Origin of the sequence: Metabacillus indicus (assembly GCF_046603695.1) — a bacterium.
In the GTDB taxonomy this organism is placed as follows: domain Bacteria; phylum Bacillota; class Bacilli; order Bacillales; family Bacillaceae; genus Bacillus_P; species Bacillus_P indicus.
In genome coordinates, this window is sequence record NZ_CP176757.1 from 40,777 (window position 1) to 57,205 (window position 16,429).

General features: G+C 45.5%; 15 protein-coding genes and 2 rRNA genes. 16 read left to right on the plus strand and 1 reads right to left on the minus strand.

Annotated elements, in window-relative coordinates; all coding sequences use genetic code 11:
- Nucleotides 1-72 precede the first annotated feature (72 nt).
- The 13 genes from ACK1LH_RS00210 (at nucleotide 73) to rsmI (ending at nucleotide 11,216) form a co-directional block, all read left to right on the plus strand.
- Nucleotides 73-3,003, plus strand: a 23S ribosomal RNA gene (locus ACK1LH_RS00210).
- Nucleotides 3,004-3,093: 90 nt separating this feature from the next.
- Nucleotides 3,094-3,209, plus strand: a 5S ribosomal RNA gene (rrf, locus tag ACK1LH_RS00215).
- Between the two features lie 408 nt (nucleotides 3,210-3,617).
- Entirely contained in the window at nucleotides 3,618-3,890 is a 273-nt protein-coding gene (locus ACK1LH_RS00220) for a sigma factor G inhibitor Gin (RefSeq protein ID WP_411334260.1), read from the plus strand.
- A gap of 197 nt (nucleotides 3,891-4,087) precedes the next feature.
- On the plus strand, nucleotides 4,088-5,512 hold the full coding sequence (locus ACK1LH_RS00225; protein WP_411334261.1) for an aminotransferase class I/II-fold pyridoxal phosphate-dependent enzyme: 1,425 nt from the start codon (nucleotides 4,088-4,090) through the stop codon (nucleotides 5,510-5,512).
- Between the two features lie 5 nt (nucleotides 5,513-5,517).
- A complete protein-coding gene (gene tmk, locus ACK1LH_RS00230) occupies nucleotides 5,518-6,144 on the plus strand; it encodes a dTMP kinase (protein WP_029566227.1) in 627 nt (208 codons plus the stop codon).
- An 85-nt stretch (nucleotides 6,145-6,229) separates the two neighbouring features.
- Nucleotides 6,230-6,559 carry a cyclic-di-AMP receptor gene (locus ACK1LH_RS00235; protein WP_029286018.1) on the plus strand — a complete coding sequence of 110 codons (330 nt, stop codon included), beginning with the start codon at nucleotides 6,230-6,232 and terminating at the stop codon, nucleotides 6,557-6,559.
- Between the two features lie 9 nt (nucleotides 6,560-6,568).
- Nucleotides 6,569-7,006 (plus strand): YaaR family protein, encoded by a 438-nt coding sequence (locus ACK1LH_RS00240; RefSeq protein WP_029566228.1) that lies wholly within the window; start codon nucleotides 6,569-6,571, stop codon nucleotides 7,004-7,006.
- Between the two features lie 18 nt (nucleotides 7,007-7,024).
- The gene (holB, locus tag ACK1LH_RS00245; RefSeq protein ID WP_406818056.1) at nucleotides 7,025-8,014 is read left to right on the plus strand and encodes a DNA polymerase III subunit delta'; all 990 of its coding nucleotides are present in this window, start codon (nucleotides 7,025-7,027) and stop codon (nucleotides 8,012-8,014) included.
- A gap of 2 nt (nucleotides 8,015-8,016) precedes the next feature.
- The gene (locus ACK1LH_RS00250; protein ID WP_029286024.1) at nucleotides 8,017-8,844 is read left to right on the plus strand and encodes a stage 0 sporulation family protein; all 828 of its coding nucleotides are present in this window, start codon (nucleotides 8,017-8,019) and stop codon (nucleotides 8,842-8,844) included.
- A gap of 13 nt (nucleotides 8,845-8,857) precedes the next feature.
- Entirely contained in the window at nucleotides 8,858-9,226 is a 369-nt protein-coding gene (yabA, locus tag ACK1LH_RS00255) for a DNA replication initiation control protein YabA (RefSeq protein ID WP_029286025.1), read from the plus strand.
- An 86-nt stretch (nucleotides 9,227-9,312) separates the two neighbouring features.
- Nucleotides 9,313-10,056, plus strand: a complete 744-nt coding sequence (locus tag ACK1LH_RS00260) for a tRNA1(Val) (adenine(37)-N6)-methyltransferase (RefSeq protein ID WP_342827135.1) — start codon at nucleotides 9,313-9,315, stop codon at nucleotides 10,054-10,056.
- Nucleotides 10,043-10,366 carry a GIY-YIG nuclease family protein gene (locus ACK1LH_RS00265; protein ID WP_081414209.1) on the plus strand — a complete coding sequence of 108 codons (324 nt, stop codon included), beginning with the start codon at nucleotides 10,043-10,045 and terminating at the stop codon, nucleotides 10,364-10,366. Before ACK1LH_RS00260 ends, ACK1LH_RS00265 begins: the two co-directional genes overlap by 14 nt.
- The gene (gene rsmI, locus ACK1LH_RS00270; protein ID WP_282035242.1) at nucleotides 10,338-11,216 is read left to right on the plus strand and encodes a 16S rRNA (cytidine(1402)-2'-O)-methyltransferase; all 879 of its coding nucleotides are present in this window, start codon (nucleotides 10,338-10,340) and stop codon (nucleotides 11,214-11,216) included. Before ACK1LH_RS00265 ends, rsmI begins: the two co-directional genes overlap by 29 nt.
- Before the next feature lie 42 nt (nucleotides 11,217-11,258).
- Here the strand turns inward: rsmI and ACK1LH_RS00275 are convergent, their stop codons facing one another.
- Nucleotides 11,259-11,537 (minus strand): AbrB/MazE/SpoVT family DNA-binding domain-containing protein, encoded by a 279-nt coding sequence (locus tag ACK1LH_RS00275; protein ID WP_029286033.1) that lies wholly within the window; start codon nucleotides 11,535-11,537, stop codon nucleotides 11,259-11,261.
- 593 nt (nucleotides 11,538-12,130) lie between these two features.
- Here ACK1LH_RS00275 and metG point away from each other — a divergent pair.
- From metG to ACK1LH_RS00290, 3 genes are all read left to right on the plus strand, one after another.
- Nucleotides 12,131-14,089, plus strand: coding sequence for a methionine--tRNA ligase (gene metG, locus ACK1LH_RS00280; protein WP_411334262.1), 1,959 nt, complete (start codon nucleotides 12,131-12,133; stop codon nucleotides 14,087-14,089).
- Between the two features lie 91 nt (nucleotides 14,090-14,180).
- Nucleotides 14,181-14,951, plus strand: a complete 771-nt coding sequence (locus tag ACK1LH_RS00285; RefSeq protein WP_411334263.1) for a TatD family hydrolase — start codon at nucleotides 14,181-14,183, stop codon at nucleotides 14,949-14,951.
- Between the two features lie 233 nt (nucleotides 14,952-15,184).
- The gene (locus ACK1LH_RS00290; protein WP_411334264.1) at nucleotides 15,185-16,399 is read left to right on the plus strand and encodes a ubiquitin-like domain-containing protein; all 1,215 of its coding nucleotides are present in this window, start codon (nucleotides 15,185-15,187) and stop codon (nucleotides 16,397-16,399) included.
- The last annotated feature ends 30 nt before the right edge of the window (nucleotides 16,400-16,429 follow it).

Genomic DNA, 16,429 nt, shown 5'->3' on the forward strand with positions numbered 1-16,429 from the left:
TTCACTGAGATTTACGCTTACCATAGTGATTTTCTTAGACTTTACAGTCTAAACAAACGATTGACCAATTTTGGTTAAGTTATGAAGGGCGCACGGTGGATGCCTTGGCACTAGGAGCCGATGAAGGACGGGACTAACACCGATATGCTTTGGGGAGCTGTAAGTAAGCTTTGATCCAGAGATTTCCGAATGGGGAAACCCACTGTTCGTAATGGAACAGTATCTTTACCTGAATACATAGGGTACTGAAGGCAGACCCGGGGAACTGAAACATCTAAGTACCCGGAGGAAGAGAAAGCAAATGCGATTTCCCAAGTAGCGGCGAGCGAAACGGAATCAGCCCAAACCAAGAGGCTTGCCTCTTGGGGTTGTAGGACACTCTATACGGAGTTACAAAGGAACGGGGTAGATGAAGCGGCCTGGAAAGGCCTGTCATAGAAGGTAAAAACCCTGTAGTCGAAACTTCGTTCCCTCCAGAGTGGATCCTGAGTACGGCGGGACACGTGAAATCCCGTCGGAATCCGGGAGGACCATCTCCCAAGGCTAAATACTACCTAGTGACCGATAGTGAACCAGTACCGTGAGGGAAAGGTGAAAAGCACCCCGGAAGGGGAGTGAAAAGATCCTGAAACCGTGTGCTTACAAGTAGTCAGAGCCCGTTAACGGGTGATGGCGTGCCTTTTGTAGAATGAACCGGCGAGTTACGATCCCGTGCAAGGTTAAGTTGATGAGACGGAGCCGCAGCGAAAGCGAGTCTGAATAGGGCGAATTAGTACGTGGTCGTAGACCCGAAACCAGGTGATCTACCCATGTCCAGGGTGAAGTTCAGGTAACACTGAATGGAGGCCCGAACCCACGCACGTTGAAAAGTGCGGGGATGAGGTGTGGGTAGCGGAGAAATTCCAATCGAACTTGGAGATAGCTGGTTCTCTCCGAAATAGCTTTAGGGCTAGCCTCGAGTATGAGAGTCTTGGAGGTAGAGCACTGATTGGACTAGGGGCCCTCATCGGGTTACCGAATTCAGTCAAACTCCGAATGCCAAAGACTTGCTCCTCGGGAGTCAGACTGCGAGTGATAAGATCCGTAGTCAAGAGGGAAACAGCCCAGACCGCCAGCTAAGGTCCCAAAGTATACGTTAAGTGGAAAAGGATGTGGAGTTGCTTAGACAACCAGGATGTTGGCTTAGAAGCAGCCACCATTTAAAGAGTGCGTAATAGCTCACTGGTCGAGTGACTCTGCGCCGAAAATGTACCGGGGCTAAACGTATCACCGAAGCTGCGGACTGTTCTTACGAACAGTGGTAGGAGAGCGTTCTAAGGGCGTCGAAGCCAGACCGGAAGGACTGGTGGAGCGCTTAGAAGTGAGAATGCCGGTATGAGTAGCGAAAGAGGGGTGAGAATCCCCTCCACCGAATGCCTAAGGTTTCCTGAGGAAGGCTCGTCCGCTCAGGGTTAGTCGGGACCTAAGCCGAGGCCGAAAGGCGTAGGCGATGGACAACAGGTTGATATTCCTGTACCACCTCCTCACCATTTGAGCAATGGGGGGACGCAGGAGGATAGGGCAAGCGCGCTGTTGGATATGCGCGTCCAAGCAGTTAGGCCGGGAAGTAGGCAAATCCGCTTCCCATATAAGGCTGAGCTGTGATGGCGAGGGAAATTTAGTACCGAAGTTCCTGATTCCACACTGCCAAGAAAAGCCTCTAGCGAGGTGAGAGGTGCCCGTACCGCAAACCGACACAGGTAGGCGAGGAGAGAATCCTAAGGTGAGCGAGAGAACTCTCGTTAAGGAACTCGGCAAAATGACCCCGTAACTTCGGGAGAAGGGGTGCTTTTTAGGGTGAATAGCCCTGAAAAGCCGCAGTGAATAGGCCCAGGCGACTGTTTAGCAAAAACACAGGTCTCTGCGAAGCCGCAAGGCGAAGTATAGGGGCTGACGCCTGCCCGGTGCTGGAAGGTTAAGGGGAGAGGTTAGCGCAAGCGAAGCTTTGAACCGAAGCCCCAGTAAACGGCGGCCGTAACTATAACGGTCCTAAGGTAGCGAAATTCCTTGTCGGGTAAGTTCCGACCCGCACGAAAGGCGTAACGATCTGGGCACTGTCTCAACGAGAGACTCGGTGAAATTATAGTACCTGTGAAGATGCAGGTTACCCGCGACAGGACGGAAAGACCCCGTGGAGCTTTACTGCAGCCTGATATTGAATTTTGGTACAGCTTGTACAGGATAGGTAGGAGCCTTGGAAGCCGGAGCGCAAGCTTCGGTGGAGGCATTGGTGGGATACTACCCTTGCTGTATTGAAATTCTAACCCGCAGCCCTTACCGGGCTGGGAGACAGTGTCAGGCGGGCAGTTTGACTGGGGCGGTCGCCTCCTAAAATGTAACGGAGGCGCCCAAAGGTTCCCTCAGAATGGTTGGAAATCATTCGCAGAGTGTAAAGGCACAAGGGAGCTTGACTGCGAGACCTACAAGTCGAGCAGGGACGAAAGTCGGGCTTAGTGATCCGGTGGTTCCGCATGGAAGGGCCATCGCTCAACGGATAAAAGCTACCCCGGGGATAACAGGCTTATCTCCCCCAAGAGTCCACATCGACGGGGAGGTTTGGCACCTCGATGTCGGCTCATCGCATCCTGGGGCTGTAGTCGGTCCCAAGGGTTGGGCTGTTCGCCCATTAAAGCGGTACGCGAGCTGGGTTCAGAACGTCGTGAGACAGTTCGGTCCCTATCCGTCGTGGGCGCAGGAAATTTGAGAGGAGCTGTCCTTAGTACGAGAGGACCGGGATGGACGCACCGCTGGTGTACCAGTTGTCTTGCCAAAGGCATCGCTGGGTAGCTATGTGCGGAAGGGATAAGTGCTGAAAGCATCTAAGCATGAAGCCCCCCTCAAGATGAGATTTCCCATCACATTTGTGAGTAAGAACCCTGAAAGATGATCAGGTTGATAGGTCTGAGGTGGAAGCGCGGTGACGTGTGGAGCTGACAGATACTAATCGTTCGAGGACTTAACCACAGTCTAACTAAGCGTAAGTTGCACGTGAATCTTGTTATCAAACGTTACTCAGTTTTGAAAGAATAACTTCTTTCAACCAATTGCATATTGTCTGGTGATGATGGCAAAGAGGTCACACCCGTTCCCATGCCGAACACGGAAGTTAAGCTCTTTAGCGCCGATGGTAGTTGGGGGTTTCCCCCTGTGAGAGTAGGACGTTGCCAGGCACGCAGAAAAAAAGGACAGCAGAGATGCTGTTCTTTTTTGTTGTTCTGAAGGAATGCAGGATTAATTAGTGCAAACAAATGGGGAATCGTACCCTGTGAAACTGTAAAACGATATCAGAGGGTAAGCAAAAGCTCGAATCGTACCCTCCAAAACCGAAAAACGATATCAGAGGGTAAGCAAACGCCCGAATCGTACCCTCCCAAACTGTAAATCGATATCAGAGGGTAAGCAAAAGCCTGAATCGTACCCTCTAAAACCGTAAATCGATAACGGAGGGTAAGCAAAAGCCAAAATGAATGCAAGTAGACCCTGCATGATCTATAAAAAATGAACGCCTCTCCCTGCAGCCCGGTTATTTTATATAGACATACACGATTTGGGCTCACCGGCATACAATGGGAGAGGGAATGAGTATTCGAAATTTTGTATACAACAGTGAATCTGTGGCAAAACTGCTTGTATGGAGGTGGAGTACAGTGAATTCGGAAGATGTGAAGAAACCGGCTGGGGAAACGTGTATTATATGCGATACAGAAAAGGCGAAGGGAATTCATCTCTATACAAGTTTTGTTTGTACAGATTGCGAGACTGATATGATTCAGACAGAAACGGAAGATCCCAAGTACGCCTATTACGTTGATAAACTGCGGAGAGTGAAAACACCGCCGCTCTATTCTTAAGCTGCCGTTACAGGCGGCTTTCTTTGTTTTATGCGAAAAGAAGTATATGTTTAGTTCTCTGGTGCAAGCGTCCGCCATACAGCCGGGACGAATCCGCCGGACAAGTCTGTCAGAACTGGCTCCGGCGCTTGCGCTTTTTTTGGCGGGCTTCTATTGATATAATGGCCATAAGACATAATAAAGGACGGTTTGGTTAGATGGCAGCACCACTGTATGAAGCATTAAAGAAGCATGAGCTTCAAAATCCGGTTTCGTTTCATGTGCCGGGGCATAAGTATGGAAAGGTTTTTCCGGAGGAGGCTGCAGGAGATTTCAGGAGCGTTCTCAGGCTTGATGCAACGGAGATCACGGGACTTGATGACCTTCATGATCCAAGCGGCCCTATATTGGAGGCGCAGAGGCTGGCTGCTGAGCTGTATCAGGCAGATGAAACATTTTTCCTTGTGAACGGGTCAACTTCCGGGAATTTGGCGATGATCATGGCGTGCTGTGAGCCGGGAAAGCCTGTTTTGGTTCAGCGCAACAGCCATAAGTCGATCATTCATGCCATCAGGCTCTCCGGTGCAAAGCCGGTATTCCTTTCCCCTAAGATGGATGAAGCGTACGGTGTTCCTTCTTACGTGGAGATTGAGACGGTTTCAGAAGCCGTAAGGAGGTACCCTGAGGCAAAGGCACTCATTTTGACAAATCCGAATTACTACGGTATCACTGCAGACCTCAGAGGAGCGGTGGAACTTGCTCACAGTGAAGGAATTCCTGTTCTTGTGGATGAAGCTCATGGCGCTCATTTTGTTCCCGGTCTGCCATTCCCTGCTTCTTCAATTAAAGCAGGGGCTGATGCTGTTGTTCAGTCCGCGCATAAAACGCTTCCTGCAATGACAATGGGTTCATTCCTCCATGTGAATGGCGGGCTGATTGATCGAGAGCGTCTGTCTTACTATCTGTCTGTTTTTCAAAGCAGCAGTCCTTCTTATCCCATTATGGCTTCGCTTGATTTGGCCAGAGAGTATATAGAGAATCTCATTTTGTCAAAAGAGGCGGATGCAATCCTGCGCGCTGTCGATGTCTTTAAAAAGAGCGTGGAGGCGAACAAGGAGGTTGAAATTGTCACGACAACAGATAAACGTGCAATCATCGATCCTTTAAAACTGGCAATCAGGTCTGCAGCCGGGCTTTCAGGGTTTGAGCTTCAGCGCCGCCTTGAAAAACAGGGAGTCTTCACTGAGCTTGCAGATATCCAAAATGTTCTCCTTGTTTTGCCCCTCAGCAGCAATCAGGCAGATTCATTCCTCTTTTCTTCTGATAATAGCGGTGAGGGCAGTATTCCATTTGAGCCTTTATTATATAAGGAAGAAAATCAAAAAATCAGTATGCTTCCCCTATCGTACGGGGAATTAAATGGGTATAGTAAAGAAGTCGCATCGTTTGAGGATGCAGCCGGGCTGTTAAGCGGTGAGGCTGTTATTCCGTACCCGCCGGGTATTCCTCTTTTAATGGAAGGGGAAGTCATTACGGAGGAGCATGTGAGGCAGATCAGAACATTAATGGCATGCAAAGCCCGCTTTCAGGGCGGACAGGCACTGAAAGACGGACAGCTTGCTGTTTATATACAGAAAAGGTGATTGTATTGAAAGGGACGTTTATTACATTTGAAGGGCCGGAGGGTGCAGGGAAAACGACTGTTCTGCAAAAGATCCGTGAGGAGTTTGAACAAAAAGGCATCCAGGCTGTTTTCACAAGAGAACCCGGGGGAATCCGGATTGCCGAACAAATCCGTGAAGTGATTTTAAATAAAGAAAATACGGAAATGGATGCCCGAACAGAAGCGCTGCTTTATGCAGCAGCGAGAAGACAGCATATGGTCGAAAAAGTCATTCCGGCATTAAATGAAGGAAAGCTGATCATTTGCGACCGTTTTATTGACAGTTCTCTTGCTTATCAGGGATATGCGCGCGGAATTGGCACAGAAGAGGTATACTCTATCAACCTGTTTGCCATTGACGGGGTCATGCCCGATCTCACGATTTACTTTGATATCGCTCCTGAACGCGGTTTGATGAGGATCAGCGGCAATGACGGCCGTGAAGTAAACCGGATTGATCTTGAGAAGATGGATTTTCATGAGAAGGTTCAAGAAGGGTATAAACAAACGATAGAAAGATTTCCGGACCGGATCAAAGTGATCAACGCCGATCAGAGTCTTGAAGATGTGTGCAGGGACGTAATGGAAGTTTTAATTCCTTATTTAAAGTGAACGCTGATATAATGGGAATACAATTACCATAAATGAAACAATGCTTTATAGAAAGATAGCTGTTAAACTATAAGGAGGCATAATGATGAAAATGATCATTGCGGTTGTACAGGACCAGGACAGCAATAAGCTGTCGAGTGCATTGGTTGAACATAATTTCAGAGCGACAAAGCTTGCATCAACAGGCGGTTTCTTAAAATCCGGAAACACAACGTTCATGATTGGGACAGAAGATGCCCGGGTTGAGAAGGCATTGTCTGTCATCAGGGAAAATTGCCAGTCTAGAGAACAGCTGGTGGCACCCGTCTCTCCAATGGGAGGAAACGCGGATTCCTATGTCCCTTATCCTGTTGAAGTAGAGGTCGGCGGAGCGACTGTGTTTGTTCTTCCGATTGAACAGTTTCACCATTTTTAAGGTGACGATATGAAAATTAATCAGGAGCTCCGTACAGCGCCGGATAAACGAAATGCAGGCCCTTCGCCGTCTGGTGCAAGCCGGCCGTTTTCAGATCTCGTGCACAAACAGGAGACGAAGCTGCATCTGCATCAGCTGAACGGAATGCTTGCAAGTGTGGAGGAAGCCGGACGCCGTGTAGCCAAGTCCCGCAATATGAGGGACCTTGCGCGGTACAAATCCCTTGTAAAGCGGATGATGAAAGAAGCTGTAGAATACGGACTGCAGCTGAAACAGTCCTCAAGTTTCGATTTCACCGGCAGCAGCAGAAATCATACAACCGTATTGGAAATTGACCGGCAGCTGATAGAGCTGACAGAGGCTTTGCTTCAGGAGGAGCAGTCCTCCATTGACATACTGGCAAAAATAGGCGAAATTAAAGGCCTTTTAATGAACCTTTATACGTAAAGAGTGATAGAAATGACGATGAGCACGTGGAATGATTTAGAAGAGTACCAGCCCAGAGTCCTTAAACTTCTTGGAAACAGCTTTGAGAAGAACCGCCTTGCTCACGCGTACCTTTTTGAAGGGAAAAAAGGGACCGGGAAAAAGGAAGTCAGTCTTCTTCTCGCCAGAAGCTATTTTTGCGAAAAACCGGACGGACATAAGCCGTGTGAGACATGCAGAAACTGCAAGCGCATCCATTCAGGAAACCATCCAGATTTGCATCTGGTGGAGCCGGATGGACTTTCGATAAAAAAATGGCAGATTCAAAGTCTTCAGGAAGAGTTTACAAAAACAGGGGTAGAATCACACAAAAAGCTGTATATCATCTCCCACGCTGATAAAATGACGGCAAATGCCGCAAACAGCCTGCTTAAATTCCTGGAGGAGCCAAACGCAGACACGATGGCCATACTTTTGACTGAACAAGTGCATCAGATGCTGAACACTATTCTCTCAAGATGCCAGACGCTGACTTTCATGCCTCTTCCCGTTTCAGCCATTGAAAAAGAGCTGCTAAAGCAGGATGTGCCTGCTAATTATGCAAGACTCGCTGCAAGAATGACCAACAGTTCTGAAAAAGCGCTCGAATTAAGTCGAGATGATTGGTTTGCACAGGCCAGACTTGTAGTGATAAAATTGTATGAAGTGATCTTTAAGCGAAATGGACAGGCGTTCGTCCAGGTTCAAACGCAATGGGTGCCTTTTTTCGCTGAAAAAGAACAGCAGGACATGGCTTTTGACTTGCTTTTATATGTATATAAAGACATTCTTTCCATCCAAATAGGCAATACAGATCATGTTATCTATCAAGATCTGCTTCCACAGTTAGAACAGCATGCCATTCAAGTATCCAGACAAAAGATCCTTGAAAAAATCACTTCTATATTAGAAGCAAAAAAAAGACTCCAGATGAATGTGAGTCCACAATTACTGATGGAGCAATTGGTTTTATCTTTGCAGGAGGGATAGAATTGTACGATGTAGTGGGTGTCCGCTTTAAAAAAGCGGGTAAAATATATTATTTCGACCCTAATGGGCTTCAAATAGAAAACGAAGATTTTGTGATTGTCGAAACAGTAAGAGGCGTCGAGTTCGGCAAAGTCGTCATTCATAAAAAGCAGGTTGGAGAGAATGACATCGTTCTTCCTCTGAAAAAAGTGCTGAGGGTGGCTGATGCAAAAGACCGCCTGATCGTAGATGAAAACCATCATGCAGCTAAAGAGGCGTATGAGGTCTGTCAGCATAAAGTGACAGAGCACCGGCTTGATATGAAGCTTGTAGATGTTGAGTATACATTTGACCGGAACAAGGTTATTTTTTATTTCACAGCAGACGGCCGCGTCGACTTCAGGGAGCTTGTAAAAGATCTTGCGGCTATTTTCAAAACGCGCATTGAACTCCGCCAGATTGGCGTCAGGGATGAGGCGAAGATGCTTGGAGGCATCGGACCCTGCGGCAGAATGCTTTGCTGCTCCACATTCCTTGGGGATTTTGAACCGGTTTCCATTAAGATGGCAAAAGATCAGAACCTTTCGCTCAATCCAACAAAAATCTCAGGCTTGTGCGGAAGGCTTATGTGCTGCCTGAAATATGAAAATGATGAATATGAATCTGCCAAAGAACAGCTTCCTGATATCGGTGAGTCAATCGGCACGCCGATAGGCACAGGAAAAGTAGTCGGGTTAAATATATTGGAACGGGTTTTGCAGGTTGAACTTTCAGAAAAAGACCGCGTGGTTGAATTTACTTGGGAAGAATTAATGAAAGAAGGCGCTGTTCCAATGAAATCCACAGATTGATGAGGTGGAACAAGTGGATAAAAAAGAAATCTTTGAATCTGTAAGCAGCATGGAAGAACAAATCGGTTCCCTGTACAGACAGCTTGGAGAGCTGAAGCATCACCTTGGCGGCCTGCTTGAGGAGAATCATCATCTTCAGATTGAAAATGATAACCTCCGCAGACGCCTGAATGCAACAGCAGCTGCAGCAGATCAAAAGAAGCAGATGAAACAGCATACAGATAAACAGGGAATGGATTCAAAGATTGTGGACATTGGAGAGGGCTATGATAATCTGGCCCGCCTCTATCAGGAAGGTTTCCATATATGCAATGTTCACTATGGAAGTGTCCGCAAAGACGGAGACTGTTTGTTCTGTCTTTCCTTTCTTAATAAGAAATAACCGGGCTTTCCTGCGAGGGGAAGCTTTTTTTAAGGTCTGAAACATAATATTTTTTCCATATTTATATAGAAAGAAAGGATTTTACAATGGTCGATTTAACAGGAGATGAGCGTTTGGATTACCTTCTGGCTGAGGATTTAAGGATTGTGCAGAGTCCGTCTGTTTTTGCCTTCAGTTTAGATGCGGTTCTTCTTTCCAAATTTGCTTATATGCCGATTCAAAAAGGGAAGGTGCTTGATTTATGCTCCGGGAACGCGGTTATTCCGCTGCTGCTTTCGACAAGATCTAAAGCAGATATTACTGGAGTTGAAATTCAGGAGCGGCTTTTTCAAATGGCTGAAAAAAGCATTGCCTATAACAACCTCCAGAATCAAATCAAGATGATTCACGGTGATTTAAAGGATATGCCTGGCGTACTTGGCCATGGAAAATTTGATGTGATCACGTGCAACCCTCCATATTTTAAAACGCCGAAGAAGGATGAACAAAATCAGAATGAGCATTTAGCGATTGCGCGGCATGAAATTCTCTGCACGCTTGAGGATGTTATTTGCGCGACCAGCAAGCTTGCCCGAATGGGGGCAAAGATTGCCTTTGTTCACCGGCCGGGAAGACTGATTGAGATTACAGAGCTTATGAAAAAATACAAAATCGAGCCGAAACGGATTCAGCTCGTTTATCCTAAGCAGGGAAAAGAGGCAAATACCCTGCTGATAGAAGGAATTAAAGGCGGACAGCCGGATCTGAAGATTCTTCCTCCGCTTTTTGTTTATGATCAGAACAATGAATATACAGATGAAGTGAAAGAGATCCTGTATGGAAAGCACTAGCACTCATTTTTTCTATGTGCTCCAGTGCAGGGACGGCAGTTACTATGCAGGCTATACGAATGATCTCGCCGCCCGCCTGGAAAAGCATAATGCCGGAAAGGGTGCCAAGTATACACGGGCGAGGGGGCCTGTAAAGCTCCTTTATGCTAAGCCATTTTCCTCAAAAAGACCGGCGATGAGGGCGGAATATGCTTTTAAACAGCTGACGAGGAAAAAGAAGGAAGAGTTTCTTGCTGATCCTGAACGCTTTACAGCTTGGGATTTCTGGCAGGGAGAGGATGATGAAGATGCAGGAACAGAAAAGCTTTAACAGGGACACAGAGTGGGGCTCGCTCTACCTTGTGCCAACGCCGATCGGCAATCTGGAGGATATGACCTTCCGCGCCGTTTCCATTTTAAAAGAAGTGGATGTGATTGCAGCAGAGGACACACGGGAGTCTAAAAAACTCTGCAATCATTTTGAGATTGGCACACAGCTGATCAGCTATCATGAACATAATAAAGAATCAAGCGGCTTTAAAATTCTGGAACTGATGAAACAGGGGAAAAATGTAGCGCTTGTCAGCGATGCGGGCATGCCGATTATCTCGGACCCTGGAAGCAAGCTTGTGGAGGATATTCTTGCTGAAGGCGGAAAGGTTATTCCTCTTCCAGGAGCAAATGCAGCACTTACTGCACTTGTGGCATCAGGCATAACTCCCCAGCCCTTTTACTTTTTCGGTTTTTTGGACAGGCAAAAAAAAGAAAAGAAAAAACAGCTGGAAGCTTTAGCAAACCGGACGGAAACCATGATTTTTTATGAATCTCCTCACAGGCTTAAAGAAACACTTGCTGCAATGGGGGAGATTCTGGGAGAACGCCGAATCTGTCTTTCAAGAGAGCTCACAAAACGATTTGAAGAATTCATCAGGGGGACAATACCAGAAGCAGTAAAGTGGGCAGAGGAAAACCAGATCCGCGGAGAGTTCTGTCTGATTGTGGAAGGACAAGATCTAAACAACATCCCTGCAGATGAAGAGTGGTGGGATTCGCTGTCGCTTTATGAGCATGTTGCCCATTATGTGAACGAGGGAATATCATCGAAAGAGGCAATCAAACAGGTTTCAAAGGAGCGGAATGTTCCGAAGAGAGATGTGTATCAGTCTTATCACGTTGAATAGGATAAAAAAAGACCTGGCGGATTTCCGCCAGGTCTTTCGTTATTACTTCACTAAGTTGCTTTGGATTTCTTTAAGGATCTGCTCTGCACCTTCGCGGCTCAGAACTAATTTTCCGTTGCCAAGAGTGAAGTTATCGTCAGATACTTCGCCAGTTACAGCGCAAGTCATGTTTGGTTTATATTTTTTAAGGATAATTCTTTCATCATCCACGTAGATTTCAAGAGCGTCTTTTTCAGCGATTCCAAGTGTGCGGCGCAATTCGATCGGAATTACCACTCGGCCAAGCTCGTCAACTTTACGTACAATACCTGTAGATTTCATATTTGTTCTCCTCCCAATAATAAAGGTTCTATATGTGTTTTTTCTTAAACTTCGTCATAATTCGACAAAATCTTCATCTTCATAAGCATAACAGTGTTTCCAATAAACGTCAATCAGAAACTATTCAATAGGCTGCGAAAACAAGTGAAATTTTCGTGAACCCCTACAGCCTTAGCGGTATTAAGATATATACCCGTCAAAAAAGGAAAATAAACGCATAAAAGGGAATATATAATTATACATAGAATAGTATTAATTCAAAATATTGTTAACTATATTATAACGATTGTTCGACAAGAATCAACAAAAATTATTCATTAGGAAACATTTGGCATAATTATGCCACTCATACTATTCATGGGGGCCTCTGTTTTTTTGTCCATAGGAGGTATATTTTCTTGATATTAAAGGCTAAGATGGTATCATAAAGAGTATAATTCGATTGGAAATCTATTAAGGATAATCGCTCTCGTCCATTGGGCGGGGGCTTTTTCCAGAAATAAGAATATATAGATGCGCATTGCCGGCAACAGACGCTTGCGCTTTTCTTATCTCTATCCTAGAGACAGTCACCATTACCGGGAGGGAAACCGATGGAAGATCAGAGAAAATCGTTCTACCTTACAACACCAATTTATTATCCAAGCGGAAAGCTGCATATTGGACATGCCTATACAACCGTTGCCGGGGATGCAATGGCCCGCTATAAACGCATGCGCGGATTCGACGTCATGTATTTGACGGGAACAGATGAGCACGGACAGAAGATTCAGCGGAAAGCAGAAGAAATCGGCGTCACTCCGCAAAAGTATGTCGATGACATTGTCAGCGGAATTAAAGATCTGTGGAGCAAGCTCGACATTTCTTACGACGATTTTATCCGTACGACTCAGGACCGCCATAAAGAAATAGTAGAGAAAGTATTTGCACAGCTGCTTGAGCAGGGCGATATCTATCTTGATCAATACGAAGGATGGTACTGTACGCCATGTGAGTCCTTCTTTACAGAACGACAGCTTGAAAACGGCAACTGTCCTGACTGCGGGCGACCTGTTGAAAAAGTAAAGGAAGAGTCCTATTTCTTTAAAATGAGCAAATATGCAGACCGTCTTCTTGCGTACTACCAAGAAAACCCGGAATTCATTCAGCCTGAATCACGCAAAAATGAAATGATCAACAATTTCATTAAGCCCGGACTTGAGGATCTTGCTGTTTCCCGTACGACATTTGACTGGGGAGTAAAGGTTCCAGGTGATCCGAAGCACGTCATTTATGTATGGATTGACGCTCTTTCCAACTATATAACAGCTCTTGGATACGGAACTGAAAATGATGAAAAGTACCGGAAATACTGGCCGGCGGATGTGCACCTCGTCGGAAAGGAAATTGTCCGCTTCCATACGATTTACTGGCCGATCATGCTGATGGCTCTTGATTTGCCTCTGCCAAAGAAAGTGTTCGCACACGGCTGGCTGCTGATGAAAGACGGCAAAATGTCCAAATCAAAAGGCAATGTTGTGGATCCGGTCACGCTTATTGACCGCTACGGCCTCGATGCTCTCCGCTACTATCTGCTGAGAGAAGTGCCTTTTGGCTCTGACGGTGTTTTCACTCCGGAAGGATTTATTGAAAGAGTGAACTATGACCTTGCCAATGACTTGGGGAACCTGCTGAACAGAACGGTTGCCATGATTCAGAAATACTTTGACGGCGAAATTCCTGCCTACACGGGTGAGCAAACAGAATTTGACGGTACGCTTGCTGCATTCAGCGGGGAAACGATCAAGAAGTATGAAGAAGCGATGGAAAAGATGGAATTCTCGATTGCTCTTAATGCACTATGGCAATTTATCAGCAGAACAAATAAATACATTGATGAAACACAGCCATGGGTTCTTGCAAAAGACGAGGAAAACCGCAGTAAATTAGGTTCGGTGATGGTGCATTTAGCTGAGTCGCTCCGCATCTCTGCCATTTTGCTGAAGCCGTTTTTGACCAAAACACCTGAAAAGATGTTCGAACAGCTTGGCATTTCGGATGCTTCCCTGAAGGAATGGGACAGCCTGTCCTCATTCGGCAGCATCCCTCAGGTAAAGGTTGCCAAAGGAGTTCCAATCTTCCCCCGTTTAGAGGTTGAAGAAGAGGTTGCCTACATTAAAGAACAGATGCAGGGTACGGCTCCTGCACCAGCTGAAGAAGCTAAGAAAGAAGAAAAAGCAGAAACAGCACCGGAAATTACGTTTGATGAGTTTATGAAGGTTGAAATGCGTGTTGCTGAAGTCATCCATGCAGAACCTGTAAAAAAAGCAGACCGTCTGCTCAAGCTGCAGCTTGATCTTGGCTCAGAAAAAAGACAAGTAGTATCAGGGATTGCCAAAAGCTATCAGCCTGACCAGCTTGTAGGGAAGAAAGTCATCTGCATTACAAATCTTAAACCGGTTAAGCTTCGCGGAGAGCTGTCACAAGGAATGATCCTTGCAGGCGGCGGAGAAGGAAACTTGTCGCTTGCTACTGTCGATTCAAGTCTCCCGAATGGTACAATTATTAAATAAAAAAGAGAAAAAAAGAGGTGTTTCACGTGTAACAATCGGGGATAACGCCTCTTTTTTTCTGTTTCAAATCGCGGTGAAAGGATGTCGAAAGATGTTATTTGATACACATGCACACTTGAACGCCATCCAGTATCAGGATGACCTTGAAGAAGTGATTGAAAGGGCGCTCCATGAAGGCGTGACCCATACTGTTGTCGTTGGCTTTGATACAGAAACGATTACAAAAGCGATTGAACTTGCTGAAGCATACGACTTTATTTATGCAGCAGTCGGCTGGCATCCAGTTGATGCGATTGATATGACGAATGCAGATTTAGAATGGATTAAAGAGCTTGCGTCTCATCCTAAAGTAGTTGCTATAGGGGAAATGGGCCTTGACTATTATTGGGACAAATCACCAAAGGATGTTCAAAAAGAGGTATTCAGAAAGCAGATTGCCCTCGCAAAGGAAGTAAATCTGCCGATTATTATCCATAACAGGGATGCAACAGCAGATGTGGTGGAGATTCTTCAGGAAGAAGGGGCGAGCGAAGTAGGCGGGATCATGCACTGCTTTACAGGAAGCCTTGAAGTGGCAAGACAGTGCATGGAGATGAATTTCTACATTTCATTCGGCGGGCCTGTCACTTTTAAAAATGCCAAAAAGCCAAAAGAGGTCGCAGCTGAAATTCCAATGGAAAGACTTTTAATTGAAACGGATTGTCCTTATTTGACACCTCATCCGTTTAGAGGGAAACGAAATGAACCAAGCTATGTAAAGTATGTAGCGGAGCAGATTGCGGAGATTCGCGGCATGGATTACGCGGATTTTGTAAAACAAACGTCCGACAATGCAAAAAGAATTTTCGGCATTTCTCGCTAAGAGATTTTGTCATTTTTTGCGGGAGCCTGTCCAAAAACTCAATAGAAATATGAAGTTCTACCTGTCTTCTTTTCCTCATAGGATATATTTGTCGACAAGAAATTCTTCACTTTTTGATCTTTTTTTAGCATAATAGTGTTTACGATTAGAAAAAAATGAAAAAAGTGGGTGAGGGTTGACAGCAAGATCGTTACTCTATATAATCCTCGGAGGAGAAGGAGGCGTTTTTCATAGTGATAAATCTTATGAAAAAGCTGTTATCCGAAAGACTAAGCATGAACAAGATTGTCCTCGCGATTGTCAGTTTAGTCGTTTTAGCTACGGGTACCGCGTTCGCTACATTTGAAGCGACGAAGAACACCGTAACTGTCACGATGAACGGCAAAAGCGAGAAGCTCAGGACACATGCACGTACAGTAGATGAATTACTCCAAGATTTGAACATAGATAGAAAAAAAGAAGATAACGTATCACCGGAAGGCGATGCTGAAATCAAAAACAACCTGAACGTTGTTTTTGAGGCTTCGAAACCTGTACACGTAACTGTGGATGATGAGAAAAGGACAATAAGGACAACAGCCAAAACCGTAGAAGAATTTTTGAAGGAACAGAAAATAAAGATTAACAAGAACGATAAGATGAATGCTTCAAAAGATACAAAGATCTCAGATAATCTTAAGCTCAACATTGAGAAAGCCATACAGATTACACTAACAGTTGGAGATAAAAAACAACAAGTATGGTCAACTTCGACTACTGTCGCTGACTTTTTGAAAGACCAAAAAGTACAGGTAAATGAACTTGATAAGGTTGAACCCCAAATTCATGAAACATTGAGTGCAAATGATGCCGTAATCGTCACACGCGTAGAAAAAGTCACCGATGTAGTGGAAGAACCAGTTGCGTTTTCAGTTGTAACAAAGAATGACCAAGACATTCCTAAAGGAAAACAGGAAGTTATTAAACCTGGTTCAGAAGGCAAAGTTGCGAAACATTTTGAAGTTATGCTTGAAAATGGAAAAGAAGTGTCTAGAAAGCTGATCAAAGAAGAGACTGTAAAAGAAAGTCAGGATCGTGTAGTGGCACTTGGCACAAAAGCTGCGCCTAAACCGGCTGCAAGCAAACCGGAAACAGTGTCAAGGTCTAATGATTCTGTATCCAAGGAGTTTTATGTAACATCAACCGCATACACAGCACACTGCAATGGATGTTCAGGTACAACGGCTACAGGCGTGGATTTGAGAGCAAATCCAAACGCCAAGGTTATTGCTGTTGATCCGAGCGTGATTCCGCTTGGCACAAAAGTGTATGTTGAAGGCTACGGGTATGCCGTTGCCTCTGATACAGGCGGCGCAATTAAAGGGAAAAAGATTGATGTATTCTTCTCTGACAAGGGAGCAGCCTACCGCTGGGGAAGAAAGACCGTTAAAATAAGAGTACTGAACTGATTATATGACGGCAGGGGGATGTAAGTCCCT

Coding starts and splice junctions, on each gene's coding strand:
- holB (WP_406818056.1), top strand. CDS start 7,025: ATGAGCACGTGGAATGATTTAGAAGAGTACCAGCCCAGAGTCCTTAAA.
- ACK1LH_RS00265 (WP_081414209.1), top strand. CDS start 10,043: ATGGAAAGCACTAGCACTCATTTTTTCTATGTGCTCCAGTGCAGGGAC.
- ACK1LH_RS00240 (WP_029566228.1), top strand. CDS start 6,569: ATGAAAATTAATCAGGAGCTCCGTACAGCGCCGGATAAACGAAATGCA.
- ACK1LH_RS00235 (WP_029286018.1), top strand. CDS start 6,230: ATGAAAATGATCATTGCGGTTGTACAGGACCAGGACAGCAATAAGCTG.
- ACK1LH_RS00275 (WP_029286033.1), bottom strand. CDS start 11,537: ATGAAATCTACAGGTATTGTACGTAAAGTTGACGAGCTTGGCCGAGTG.
- ACK1LH_RS00220 (WP_411334260.1), top strand. CDS start 3,618: ATGAGTATTCGAAATTTTGTATACAACAGTGAATCTGTGGCAAAACTG.
- ACK1LH_RS00260 (WP_342827135.1), top strand. CDS start 9,313: ATGGTCGATTTAACAGGAGATGAGCGTTTGGATTACCTTCTGGCTGAG.
- metG (WP_411334262.1), top strand. CDS start 12,131: ATGGAAGATCAGAGAAAATCGTTCTACCTTACAACACCAATTTATTAT.
- ACK1LH_RS00225 (WP_411334261.1), top strand. CDS start 4,088: ATGGCAGCACCACTGTATGAAGCATTAAAGAAGCATGAGCTTCAAAAT.
- ACK1LH_RS00285 (WP_411334263.1), top strand. CDS start 14,181: ATGTTATTTGATACACATGCACACTTGAACGCCATCCAGTATCAGGAT.
- rsmI (WP_282035242.1), top strand. CDS start 10,338: ATGAAGATGCAGGAACAGAAAAGCTTTAACAGGGACACAGAGTGGGGC.